The organism is Ferrimonas sp. (assembly GCF_048263965.1).
GTDB lineage: Bacteria > Pseudomonadota > Gammaproteobacteria > Enterobacterales > Shewanellaceae > Ferrimonas.
In genome coordinates this window covers 22122-34613 of the sequence record NZ_JBLXDO010000001.1, presented here as the reverse complement: position 1 = coordinate 34613, position 12492 = coordinate 22122, and the positions used below count along the sequence as shown (strand labels likewise).

General features: G+C 62.0%; 10 protein-coding genes and 1 pseudogene. 7 read left to right on the top strand and 4 right to left on the bottom strand.

The genetic code is table 11. The features are described 5' to 3' along the window. Positions 1-17: 17 nt before the first annotated feature. The 3 genes and pseudogenes from ACN0RV_RS00165 to ACN0RV_RS00155 form a co-directional block, all read left to right on the top strand. Positions 18-1454, top strand: a complete 1437-nt coding sequence (locus ACN0RV_RS00165; RefSeq protein ID WP_417344498.1) for a complex I subunit 5 family protein — start codon at positions 18-20, stop codon at positions 1452-1454. Then, positions 1451-2947, top strand: coding sequence for a complex I subunit 5 family protein (locus ACN0RV_RS00160; protein WP_417344496.1), 1497 nt, complete (start codon positions 1451-1453; stop codon positions 2945-2947). The genes ACN0RV_RS00165 and ACN0RV_RS00160 overlap by 4 nt, the downstream gene beginning before the upstream one ends. After that, a pseudogene (locus ACN0RV_RS00155) lies at positions 2944-3657 on the top strand (proton-conducting transporter membrane subunit); the annotation flags it as partial. The gene ACN0RV_RS00160 and the pseudogene ACN0RV_RS00155, both read left to right, overlap by 4 nt. A gap of 543 nt (positions 3658-4200) precedes the next feature. Here ACN0RV_RS00155 and ACN0RV_RS00150 read toward each other — a convergent pair. The 4 genes from ACN0RV_RS00150 to ACN0RV_RS00135 all read right to left on the bottom strand — a co-directional run bounded on the left by ACN0RV_RS00150 (position 4201) and on the right by ACN0RV_RS00135 (position 7533). Further along, positions 4201-5388: an NAD(P)/FAD-dependent oxidoreductase gene (locus ACN0RV_RS00150; RefSeq protein ID WP_417344495.1), complete on the bottom strand. Its 1188-nt coding sequence runs from the start codon at positions 5386-5388 to the stop codon at positions 4201-4203. A 68-nt stretch (positions 5389-5456) separates the two neighbouring features. After that, positions 5457-6461 carry an NAD(P)H-dependent glycerol-3-phosphate dehydrogenase gene (gene gpsA, locus ACN0RV_RS00145; RefSeq protein ID WP_417344493.1) on the bottom strand — a complete coding sequence of 335 codons (1005 nt, stop codon included), beginning with the start codon at positions 6459-6461 and terminating at the stop codon, positions 5457-5459. 13 nt (positions 6462-6474) lie between these two features. After that, the gene (gene secB, locus ACN0RV_RS00140) at positions 6475-6960 is read right to left on the bottom strand and encodes a protein-export chaperone SecB (RefSeq protein WP_417344491.1); all 486 of its coding nucleotides are present in this window, start codon (positions 6958-6960) and stop codon (positions 6475-6477) included. 138 nt (positions 6961-7098) lie between these two features. After that, positions 7099-7533: a rhodanese-like domain-containing protein gene (locus ACN0RV_RS00135; protein WP_417344489.1), complete on the bottom strand. Its 435-nt coding sequence runs from the start codon at positions 7531-7533 to the stop codon at positions 7099-7101. Positions 7534-7770: 237 nt separating this feature from the next. Here ACN0RV_RS00135 and gpmM point away from each other — a divergent pair, with 237 nt between their 5' ends. The 4 genes from gpmM to ACN0RV_RS00115 are packed head-to-tail and all read left to right on the top strand — an operon-like array spanning position 7771 to position 12485. Beyond that, on the top strand, positions 7771-9306 hold the full coding sequence (gene gpmM, locus ACN0RV_RS00130; protein WP_417344487.1) for a 2,3-bisphosphoglycerate-independent phosphoglycerate mutase: 1536 nt from the start codon (positions 7771-7773) through the stop codon (positions 9304-9306). A gap of 1 nt (position 9307) precedes the next feature. After that, positions 9308-10447 carry a murein hydrolase activator EnvC family protein gene (locus ACN0RV_RS00125; RefSeq protein WP_417344486.1) on the top strand — a complete coding sequence of 380 codons (1140 nt, stop codon included), beginning with the start codon at positions 9308-9310 and terminating at the stop codon, positions 10445-10447. A gap of 35 nt (positions 10448-10482) precedes the next feature. Continuing rightward, complete coding sequence (locus ACN0RV_RS00120; RefSeq protein ID WP_417344484.1) at positions 10483-11673, top strand: S41 family peptidase; 1191 nt, start codon at positions 10483-10485, stop codon at positions 11671-11673. Then, entirely contained in the window at positions 11646-12485 is an 840-nt protein-coding gene (locus ACN0RV_RS00115) for a divergent polysaccharide deacetylase family protein (RefSeq protein ID WP_417344478.1), read from the top strand. The genes ACN0RV_RS00120 and ACN0RV_RS00115 overlap by 28 nt, the downstream gene beginning before the upstream one ends. The last annotated feature ends 7 nt before the right edge of the window (positions 12486-12492 follow it).

The following is a 12492-nucleotide window of genomic DNA, read 5'->3' as shown; positions in this document are numbered from 1 at the left end:
ATGGAAAGGAGTCAACATTGCTGGAGTTTGCCTGGGTCACCCTACTGATCATCTTGCCGCTGCTGGGGGGCATCGCCTGCTTCCTGTTCCCAGCGCGCAATCAGTGGCTGGGCATAGTCACCGCCATCGCCATCCTGGCCTGTGTAGCCGGCCTGGGCTGGCAACTTAGCCACCTGGAGGAGGTGCGCTACCCCATGGGTAGCTGGGGTGCCCCCCTGGGTATCGACCTGTTTGCCGATGGACTGAGCCTGATTATGCTGATGACCACCGCCCTCACCGGCCTGGGAATCAGTGTCTATGCCAGCGGCTACTTCGGTGCAGAGAGGGCTGGCCACTTCTGGCCTCTGTGGCTGCTGCTGTGGGGCGCACTCAATGCCCTGTTTCTCTCCGCAGACATCTTCAATCTCTACGTCACCCTGGAATTGCTTGGCTTGGCGGCGGTGGCGCTGGTGGCCCTGGCCGGCGGCGCTCAGGCGCTGACCTCTGCCATGCGCTATCTGCTGGTGGGTTTGGTTAGCTCGTTGTTCTACCTGTTGGGCGTGGCCCTGCTCTATCACGGTGTTGGCACCCTGGACCTCACCCTGCTGGCCCAGCGGATAACCCCGTCACCTTCGGTATGGGTTGCCCTGGGACTCATGGGCGCCGGCCTTTTGATCAAATCCGCCCTATTCCCCCTGCACTTCTGGCTGCCGCCAGCCCACGCCAACGCCCCGACTCCGGTCAGCGCGCTGTTGTCGGCCCTGGTGGTCAAGGCCTCCTTCTACATCCTGCTGCGCCTGTGGTGGACCCTGCTGCCGGCGACCACAGTGCCACTGGCCCAACTGCTGGGAGGACTGGGGGGCATCGCCGTGTTGTGGGGCGGAGTGCTGGCACTGCGCCAGACCCGACTGAAGCTGCTGATCGCTTACTCGACGGTCTCCCAGCTGGGCTACCTGTTTCTGGCTTTTCCCCTGGGCATCGGTCTCGCCTGGAAGGGAGCGGTCTACATGGTGCTGTCTCACGCCATGGCCAAAGCGGCTCTGTTTATGGCGGCGGGCAACATCATGACTGCGGCAGGCCACGACCGCATTGCCGAGTTTGACCCCATCCTCCAGAAACTGCCTCTGACCATGACCGCCTTCACCCTGGCCGGGGTCAGCATCATGGGGCTGCCTCCCAGCGGGGGCTTCATCGCCAAGTGGTTGCTGCTGCAAGCGTCAGTTCAGTCCGGGCAATGGTGGTGGGCCCTGATCCTGCTGTTGGGCGGCTTCCTGGCTGCGGCCTACCTGTTCAGGGTGATCGGCTGCGTCTTTACCCAGGCCACCCCCTCGGCGTCGCTGCAAAGGTTGTCCCCACAGATGATCTGGCCCCCCCTGGCCATGGCCCTGCTGGCGATCATCCTGGGGCTGTTCGCGGCACCTCCCATGACAATGATGGAGCTGGGAGCACCATTCGGTGTAAGGGGGAGCGGATGAGTTGGAGCCAGTCCCTGCCGCTGCTGATCCTCGGCAGTTCTCTGCTGCCGGGCTTGATCATCTTCCTGCTGCCGGAAGAGAGGGTCATCACCCGCACCACCCTGAACCTGGCTGGCGCGGTGGTGAAGATAGTGCTGGTACTGGCGATGCTGGCAGGCATGTTGCGAGGCGAGCACTATCAGGCTCAGCTGCCCCTGATCGCGGGTCTGGACCTGATGCTGCGCGCCACACCGCTGTCGATGCTGTTTCTGCTGCTCTCCGCCCTACTGTGGCTGGTCACCACGGTCTACGCCGTGGGCTACCTGGAAAATTCCCCCAATCGCAGTCGCTTCTTCGGCTTCTTCAGCCTGTGTGTGACCGCCACAGTCGGTGTCGCCCTGGCGGGCAACCTGCTTACCTTCCTGCTGTTCTATGAACTGCTGACCCTGTGTACCTATCCGCTGATCGTCCATCGCGGCACCGAGGTAGCGCGACGGGCCGGACGCAACTACCTGGCCTATACCGTCGGCGGCGGCGCCCTGCTGCTGCTGGCCACCGTGTGGCTGTTCACCCTAACGGGTTCTCTGGACTTCCGGGAGGGCGGATTCCTGGCCGAGGTGGATGCCTCCCTTCACCCGCAGCTGATCCTGGTGTTCGGCTTGCTGATCGCCGGACTGGGGGTCAAGGCGGCGCTGATCCCCCTCCATGGCTGGCTGCCCCAGGCGATGGTGGCACCGGCCCCGGTCAGTGCCCTGCTGCACGCGGTGGCCGTAGTCAAAGCCGGCGCATTCGGCATCATTCGTGTCATTTTTGACGTTTATGGCATCAATTTCGCCGCCAGTCTGGGGCTGATGCTGCCCCTGGCAGCCCTGGCCGCCATCACCATTGTCTACGGTTCGGTCAGGGCGCTGTTCCAGCAGGAGCTGAAGCGGCGGCTGGCGTTCTCCACCGTCAGTCAGATCGCCTACATCATCCTTGGCGTTGCCCTGGCGGGCCCCATTGCCGCCACCGGCGGTTTGGTGCACCTGGTGCATCAGGGGGTGCAGAAGATCACCCTGTTCCTCTGCGCCGGAAACCTGGCCGAAACCCTGGGCATTCACCACATCGAGGAGATGGACGGGGTGGGCCAGCGCATGCCCTGGACCATGGCCTCCTTCACCCTGGGGGCGTTTGGCATGATCGGCGCTCCTCCCCTGGCGGGATTCTTCAGCAAGTGGTATCTGGGGCTTGGTGCCCTTGAGATGAATCAGGGCTGGGTGATTCTGATCCTCTCCGGCAGCAGCGCACTCAACGCCGCCTACTTCCTGCCCATCCTGCACCGCGCCTGGTTCAGGGCGCCGCCGGCGAACTGGCCGGCGGAGCGCAACCTGGGTCAACAGGAGACAGCCTGGGCGCTGCTGCTGCCTCCCCTGGCAACGGCAGTCATGATCGTGATGCTGGGGGTACTGGCCTCCGCTCCCTTCGGCCTGGTGGAGTGGGCCGGAATCATCGCCGACAGGGGGTTCGCGCCATGACGCTGATGACCCTGCTTCTGACTCTGGCCCCGGGGCTGCCGCTGGTTCTGGCCTTGCCAATCCTGCGCCACGCCTTGCCCTGGCCGCTTCTGCTGGCCCTGCTGCCGACGGCAATCATGGTGCTGATGCCGACCCAGGCTTGGGTATCCCTGTCATGGTTCAATACCGGTGTTGCCCTGAGTCTGGACCCGACCGCGCGCTGGTGGCTGGCGATGTCGGTGGTGGCCTGGGCCAGCGCCTACCTGCTGTTTCCTGCCACCCTTCGGGTCTACCGGGGCACCTGGTTACTGCTGGCCCTCAGTGGCCAGACAGGCGCGCTGCTAAGCACCGACCTGATGGGGTTTTATGCCTTCTCGACCCTGATGAGTTACGCCTTTGTCGGCTTGCTGCTGACCGACTTCGACCCGGCCAACCGCCGCGCTGGCCAGCTCTATCTGATACCGCTGATCATCGCCGATCTGCTGCTGTTTGACGCCATGCTGCTGGCCACTGTCGCCAATGGCAATCTGGGCTTTACCCAGCTGGAGCAGGCAGTGGCACACCCGGACTTCTCCCCCCTCTATCCACTGTTGGTGGCCCTGGGCTACCTGCTGAAGATGGGCCTGTGGCCTCTGCTGCTGTGGATTCCCCAAACCCACCGTTCGCCGAGTCCGGCGCTGTCACTGCTGTTCTGGGTCGGCCCCATCGCCACCGGACTGTTCGGCCTGCTGCGCTGGCTGCCACTGGGTATCCTTGATGCCTCCTTGGCCGGGGGGCTGCTGCTGGCAACCGGGGCCGGCGTGGCTGTGTACGTTCTGTGGCAAGGAGTGTCACAGAGCCGCAGGCGCAAGCTGGGCACCCTGGTGGTGAGCCTGACTGCTGCCGGGGTGACCATGGTGATTGGCGCGGGTCTGATGCTGCCCACTCTCTGGCCCGAGGTTGGCACCGGGCTTCCTTTGCTGGCGGGCATCGGTACTGGGGGGTTGGTCCTCATCGGCGCCCTTGGCTTGGGGAAGGAGGACGCCGTCAGCCCGAAAGGCTCAGCGGTTCCATTTAGCCACAGCGTTGTGTTTCGGAGGATAAAGAGAGTCGCGACCCATAGCCTGCCCAGGCTGCGAGCCGCCTGGTTTGGCTATTGGCGGGAGATATGGCTGAGACACAGGTGGCCTCAACGCCTGGAAGGCGGTGAACGCTACCTGCGTCAGTGGCGCCTGGCCATCACCCTGCTTCTGCTGCTGGCGGTAGCCATGGTGGCACTGCCTGTTTCGGCGTACTCAGGCGTTCTGTCCCGCCACATAGCCGGAAGCCCAGGCCCACTGGAAGTTGAAGCCTCCCAGCCAGCCGGTGACGTCCATCACCTCACCGACGAAGTAGAGTCCGGGGACCCTCTTGCACTCCATGGTCTTGGAGCTGAGCTCATCGGTGTCCACTCCGCCCAGGGTCACCTCGGCGGTGCGGTAACCCTCGTCCCCACCGGGCTTGAGCTGCCAGCGGTTGAGCTGCTCGGGAATGGCGGCCAGGGTGGCCTTGTTCAGCTGCCCCAGAGGCTGATTGGGCCAACTGTGGTAGGCGATCAGCGTCTCCGCCAGACGCCCCGGGAAATGCTCTGACAACCAGGTGGAGAGCTGACGCTTGGGGTTCTGCTCCCTGGCCTGGGCCAGGGCCTCGGCCACGTCTACCGAGGGGAGCAGGTCGATGGTGACCCCCTCACCGGGTTCCCGGTAGTTGGAAGCCTGCAGCACGCAGGGACCGGAGAGGCCGCGATGGGTGATCAGCATCTGCTCAGTAAAGGCCGGGCCACGCTGGGCAGCCACATTGGCGGTCAGGCTGATGCCGGACAGGGGCTCGAAGTGCTGCTTGTCCTGGGGTTGCAGGGTGAAGGGAACCAGACCGGCCCGGGTCGGCTTGAGCTTAAGGCCAAACTGCTCCGCCAGCTTATAGCCATAGGGAGTGGCCCCCAGCTTGGGCATGGAGAGGCCTCCGGTGGCCACCACCAGAGACTGGCATTGGATGCGGCCGATGCTGGTGGCCACGGCAAACCCGCTCTCCAGTCGGCTCACCGACTCAATCTCGGTCCGCAGTCTCAACTGCACCTGGCCCTTGTCGCACTCATCCAGCAACATACGCACGATCTCTTTGGCGCTGTCATCACAGAACAACTGGCCGTGGTCTCGCTCGTGATAGGCGATGTTGTGGCGCACCACCAGATCGATAAAATCCCACTGGGTGTATTGGGCCAGGGCGGATTTGACGAAGTGGGGATTGCTGCACAGGTAATTGGCTGGCTCCACATAGAGGTTGGTGAAGTTGCAGCGGCCACCGCCACTGATCAGGATCTTCTTACCCGCCTGCTTGGCATGGTCGATGACCATCACCTTACGACCGCGGGCAGCGGCGGTTGCGGCACACATCAATCCGGCGGCACCGGCGCCGATCACCAGCACCTCTGTTTCAAGACTCATCACTTCTACCTAAAAACAAAAAGGGATGCGGCTGCATCCCTTTGGAATCATTTTGACCACCGGTCATTTTACTCGGACTTGGGGTCCCGCGACAGCAGTTGTTTTGCTGCCTCTTTCACCGGCTTGCCCTCATAGAGCACCTGGAAAAGCTGTTCACAGATGGGCATCTCCACGCCAACCCGCTTGGCCAGCATGTACACCTCTTTGGTGTTGCGATACCCCTCCACCACCTGACCGATCTCAGTCTGGGCGGTGTCGACATCTTTCCCCTGGCCCAGGGCCAGGCCGAAGCGTCGGTTACGGGACTGGTTGTCGGTGCAGGTCAGCACCAGATCACCCAGGCCGGCCATCCCCATGAAGGTGTTCTTGTCCGCGCCCAGGGCACAACCCAGACGACACAGCTCCACCAAACCACGGGTAATCAGCGCGGTACGGGCATTGGCACCAAAACCGATGCCGTCAGACATGCCAGCGCCGATGGCGATAACGTTTTTCACCGCACCACCGAGCTGCATACCGATAAAATCGGCGTTGCGGTACACCCGAAGCCAGGTGCCGCAATGCATCAGCCGGGCCATCTCTTCGGCGAAATCATCGTCGGTAGAGGCCAGGGAGATGGCGGTGGGCAGGCCGGCGGCCATCTCTTTGGCAAAGGTGGGACCGGACATCACCGCCAGCGGGATCTGCTCACCCAGGATCTCCCGGGCAACGTCCTGCAGCAGCCGGCCAGTCTCGGGCTCCAGGCCTTTGGTGGCCCAGACGACGCGGGCGTCATCACGCAACAGCGGCTGTGCCTGTTTCAGCACCAGGGCGAACACATGGCTCGGCACCACCACCAGCACATTGCGGCTGGCAGCCAGGGCCTTGCCCAGGTCCGCTTCCACCACCAGTTCATCGGGGAAGTCGACGCCGGGGAGAAACTCCTCGTTGCGGCGATCCTGCTCCAGCCGTTCCATGTGGTCCGGCAGGTGCCCCCAGATGATGGTGCGATGACCATTACGGGCCAGGGATATGGCAAGGGCGGTGCCGTAAGACCCCGCCCCTAAAACCGTTACTGCGGCTTGTTCAGTCAACTGACTCGCTCCCTTAGGCGTCAGCTTGCTCGGCAGCGGCTTGCTCCTGCTGACGCTGAACGTACTGAGCGAACAGGCCATCGAAGTTTACAGGCGCCAGGTTCAGTGGAGGGAAGGTACCACGGTTAACCATGCTGGCGATCGCTTCGCGGGCGTATGGGAACAGGATGTTAGGACAACCGGCGCCCAGGGCGTGGGCCAGCTGAGGCTCAGGCAGGTTGGCGATGGAGAAGATACCGGCTTGCTGTACTTCACACAGGAAGGCCACGTCTTCTTCTACCTTGGTGGTTACGGTGATGTTCAGAACCACTTCGTAAACGTCGTCAGCCAGCTTGTTGCTGCGGGTATCCAGGTCCAGCTTAACTTCTGGCTTCCACTCTTTCTGGAAGATAGCGGGAGAGTTAGGAGTCTCGAAGGAGATGTCCTTGGTGTATACACGCTGAATCTGGAACTGAGGTGCGGCCTGCTCGTTGGCTGCGTTGTTAGCTGCTTCTGCCATTTGTCTAAATCCTAAATATTGTTGTCGTCGTTCTGGGCGTCTCGAAACTCCACAACCTGGTTACGGCGGTCGCGCCGGGCCGGCTTGAAGCTGAGTGTGTCGCCATCCATATCGTCTTATGCGCGACCAGAAAGAGGTTTAGCGCCTTTTACGCACTACCAGCAGGTTGGCCGCTTTCCAATCGGTCATGCCACCCTGCAGGCTGAACACCTTCTCAAAGCCCGCGGATACCAACATTTGCGCCGCCTGTACGGAGCTCACGCCAGCGTTACACACAACTATAATGGGAGCGCTCTTGTGGTTTTCAAGGGTCGACAGCTGATTATTTTTAATCTCCGCCAGAGGAATGTGCTTGGCGTTGGCGATGTGGCCCTTGCGGAACTCCTCATCGCTGCGCACGTCCACGACCACAGCGCCCTCTTTGTTGATCATCTGCACCGCCTGCTGGGCGGGGATATTCTTTACCTTGGAGAAGGCGGATTTGATGGTGACGAACAGGAAGGCCACCAGCAGACCCACCCAAGCCGCACTCAGCATGGCGTGACGGCCGAGAAAATCGATATATTCCTGCATTAACTTGCCTAAATCGGTTGACGTTGGTGAGGAGCGAAAGTCGCCAGTATAACCGGATCCCCCGGCATGTGAAGTGTCTGTAACCGGCAGGGACGGGGTGCGGATCACAGCACAGGGGGAAATGAGGATGTAATAAAATTACATTTTTGCCTGGGCGATCTGGAGAAGATCGCTGGTTACGTTGTACACTGACAGCAGTTTTATTTGCGATTGCCTCGACGGCAAAAAGGATAGTAGATGACCAAGCGCACTACCCCACTTGCCCTCCTGATCCTGGACGGCTGGGGACACAGAGCCGACGCTGACGACAACGCCATCAGCAGAGCCAACACTCCCACTATGGATCGCCTGTTCCGCGACTACCCCTCTACCCTGATCTCCGGATCCGGTAACGACGTTGGCCTGCCCGACGGTCAGATGGGTAACTCCGAAGTGGGCCACATCAACCTGGGCGCCGGGCGCATCGTCTATCAGGACCTGACCCGCATCGGCAAGTCCATCGAAGACGGTGAGTTCAACCACAACCCTGTACTGTGCAGTGCCGTAGACAAGGCCAAGGCCAACGACGGTGCCGTGCACATCATGGGACTGCTCTCTCCCGGTGGCGTACACAGCCATGAAGACCACCTGGAAGCCGCCATCCGCATGGCCGCCGAGCGTGGTGCCAAGAAAGTGTACCTGCACGGCTTCCTGGACGGCCGCGATACCCCGCCCCGTTCCGCCCACAACTCCCTGGTTCGCTTCGACAAGCTGTTTGCCGAACTTGGCTGTGGTGCCATCGGCTCCATCGTAGGTCGTTACTACGCCATGGACCGCGACCAACGTTGGGAGCGGGTTCAGGCCGCGTTTGACCTGCTGACCCTGGGCAAGAGCGAACACAGCTACACCAGTGCCACCGACGCCCTGCAGGCCGCCTACGATCGTGACGAGAACGACGAGTTTGTCGCCCCCTCCTCCATCGACGCCGACGCCACCTTCAACGATGGCGACGCGGTAATCTTCATGAACTTCCGTGCCGACCGCGCCCGTCAGCTGACCCGCGCCTTCATCGACGCTGATTTCGACGGCTTCACCAAGGCGAAGGCCCCCAAGCTGGCCGACTTCGTGATGCTGACCGAGTACGCCGCCGACATCGACACCAGCTGCGCCTTCCCGCCTGAGGCCCTGAAGAACACCTTCGGTGAACTGATGGCCAACCAGGGCAAACGTCAGCTGCGCATCTCCGAGACCGAGAAGTACGCCCACGTCACCTTCTTCTTCAATGGCGGCATCGAGCAGCCCTTCGAAGGCGAAGAGCGCATTTTGGTGAAGTCCCCCAATGTGGCTACCTACGACATGCAGCCCGAGATGAGCAGCCTCGAGCTGACCGACAAGCTGGTGGACGCCATTGAGAACGGCAACTTCGACGCCATCATCTGCAACTACCCCAACGGCGACATGGTGGGTCACACCGGAGACTTCGATGCCGCCGTGAAGGCGTGCGAAGCCGTGGACGCCAGCATCCAGCGTGTTCTGGACGTCGTCGAGCGTGCCGGTGGCGAGTGCCTGATCACCGCCGACCACGGTAACGCCGAGCAGATGTGCGACGCCAACTCTGGTCAGGCCCATACCGCGCACACCAGTGAACCGGTTCCCTTCATCTACGTGGGCCGCAACGCCCAGGTACGGGAAGGCGGACGCCTCTCCGACGTGGCTCCCACCATGCTGCACCTGATGGGCCTGGAGATCCCCGAGGAGATGACCGGTACCCCCATCGTCACCCTGGCGGAATAAGATGAAGTTCCTGTCGTTCCTGTGGCCCGCCCTCCTGGCGGGCCTGTTCAGCCTGCCCCTGGCCGCCAGCCAGGAGGAGATTGATCAGCAGCAGCAGCAGCTTCAAAAGCTGCAGAAGCAGATCAAGGCCAGCCAGTCCAAGCTGATCGCCAGCAAGGCCAGCCGGGATAAAACCAGCAAGGCATTGCGCCAGGATGAACTGGCCATCAGCAAGCAGGCGGCGGCCATTCGTGGTAACCGCAACAAGCTGAACAGCCTCAATGGTCAGCTGGCCGAGCTCTCCAGGGAGCAGACCCAGCTGGAACGACAGTTTGAACAGCAGCAACAGCAGCTGGCCGCCCAGATCCGCGCCTCCTGGGTCGCGGGTCAGGGAGAAACCGGCCAGCTTCTGCTCAAACAGAACAGCGCCGACAAACAGCGGCTGCTGACCTATTACCACTACCTCAATCAGGCACGCATCCAGGCCATGGAAGCGATTGCCGCCACCAAAGACGCCCTCACCAACAACCACCGCCAGCAACTGGAGCGCAAAGCCCAACTGGAGCGCACCCAGGAGAATCTGGACAACCAGCAAAAATCCCTTCGTAAGCAACAGGAGAAGCGAAAGCAGACCCTGGCCAAACTGGAGGCTCAGCTCAAGAAGGAGAGTCGCAAGCTCGATCAGCTTGAGGTGGACAGTGAGATCCTGGCCCAGGCCATTGAGGAGGCCCTGGCCGCCCTCGCCGCCCGTCCGGTCTCCCTGGACGGACTGAGAGAGCTCAAAGGCAGGCTGGACTGGCCGCTCTCCGGCAAGGTCAAGCACCGCTTTGGCAGCCACCGACAGGGGCAGCTCAAGTGGAACGGCCTGCTGATCGCCGGGCGGGAAGGCCGCAATGTTGAGGCGGTGGCCCCAGGCCAGGTGGTGTTCTCCGACTGGCTGCGAGGCTATGGCATGGTGGTGGTGGTGGATCATGGCGAAGAGTACCTCAGCCTGTACGGCCACGCCCAAAGTCTGCTCAAGGAGGTGGGCGACCGGGTAGAGGGGGGAGAAGTGATTGCCCTCAGCGGAGACTCAGGCGGACAGTCCGATAGCGGACTATACTTTGAAATCCGTCATCGGGGACTCGCTGTGGACCCGGCCCCCTACCTGAAGAGGCGGTAACACAGCCCCGCCAACGTGGCCAGAGGGTATGCGCTATGCCGCAACTGTTCGCCTTGCTGGTCGGCATTCTGCTTGTATTCAGTCCACAGGCGGAAGAGCACAGGGAAGTGGCGGCGCCGACACTGGAGGAAGCCCAGGAACTGATCGTCACGGTGCAGGACATCGTGGAGTATTACTACGTCGATCAGGTGGATCGCCGTGCCATGATCGAGGGCGCGCTTAAGGGGTTGTTTGAGTCCCTGGATCCGCACTCCACCTACCTGACCCCGCAGACTCTGGAACTGCTCAGAGAAGCCAACGACGGCCACTACTACGGCTACGGCATCGAGGTGAGCATCGAGGAGGGTGTGGTTCAGGTGATCACCCCCCTGGCACACAGCTCCGCCCACTACGCCGGCATCAAGCCCGGCGACATTCTGGTGCGCGTGGACGACCTGCCCGCCACACCGGACACCATGGACAAGCTGATCCAGTACATCAAGAGCGCCAGCCGCGAAGATCGTACCCTCACCCTGACCCTCAAGCGGGAGAAGGCGCCCATGCCGCTGACGGTCAGTCTGCAACCGAGCAACATCACCATCGACAGCACCCAGTTCCGCTCACTGCCCCATCAGGTGGGCTACCTGAAGATCAACAGTTTCAATCGCCAGACCACAGACGAGGTGGCCAGGTTCAGCAGCCGCATCCAACAGGAGGGGCTCACCCAACTGATTCTGGATCTGCGTAACAACCCCGGCGGCATGTTCGATTCCGCCGTTCAGATCGCCGACATGTTTCTCGAGGCCGGCCTGATTGTGTCCACCCATGGCCGTTTCCTGGACGCCAACAACGACTACTACGCCTCAGACGCCGCCCCCTTGGGGCAACTGGAAGTGGTGGTGCTGATCAACGAAGGCAGCGCCTCGGCGGCGGAGATTCTGGCCGGCGCCCTCAAGGATCATCAGAAGGCCACCCTGTTTGGCCAAACCTCGTTCGGCAAGGGGACGGTGCAAAGCCTCATCCCCCTGCTGGGACAGCAGGGTGCCATCAAGCTGACCACCGCCCGCTACGCCACCCCCAACGGCACCTTTATCGACAAGAAGGGGATCGACCCCGATGTTCAGGTGCTGCTGGAGAATGGCGTCGAGAAGCCTATAATGGCTGAATCAGAAATGAACGGACAATGGCTACAGGACAGTCAGTTAGCAGCCGCCTATGAGTGGTTGTTGCAGCCTTCCCGGGAGTAATCATCAGGTACGCTTTTCTGGCTCTGCTGCTGTGGGTACACACCGCCACAGCGGCAGAGCTGACCCTTATTATCGACGATGTAGGATACCGGCAAACCGATAAAGGCGTGCTGGCACTGCCTGCTGCCACCACACTGAGTGTGCTGCCCCATACCCCCTGGGGTCGGCAGTTGGCCGTCGCCGGCTGGCGCCAGGGCAATGAGATCATGCTGCATCTGCCGATGCTGGCCGATGGCGGCAACGCCTTGGGGCCCAGTGCCCTGGTGGGTGGCATGACCCCCTGGGAAGTGCAGCTCACCATCAAGCGCGCCTTGGCGGACATCCCCTTTGCCCGGGGCATCAACAACCACATGGGCAGCACCCTGACCCGCCAGCGCCCCATGATGGACGCCGTCATGGTGGAGGTGGCCGACAGAGATCTCTACTTTGTCGACAGCCTCACCACCCCGGACTCCGTCGCCTACGACGCCGCCGTGGCTCAGGGCATTCCGGCCCTGAAGCGTCATGTGTTTCTGGACAACGAAACCGAAGAAGTGGATCTGCAACAGCAGTTTGACCAGGCGGTGACCATCGCCAAGCGATATGGCCGGGCGGTGCTCATTGGCCACCCCTACCCGGAAACCCTGACCTTCCTGGAGCAGGCGTTACCCTCCCTGGACGGCCAGGGCGTCTCCCTGGTGCCGGCTTCGGCTCTGCTGAGCGACAGACAACGGGCCCAACTCCGGTCGCTGAAGCCGCCCACCGCCTTTCTGCATAAGCTGCCCACGCCGCAGGTGTCCCAGGCGAGCCTCGGCGGTGCCAGCCTCCACTGAAAAGGGC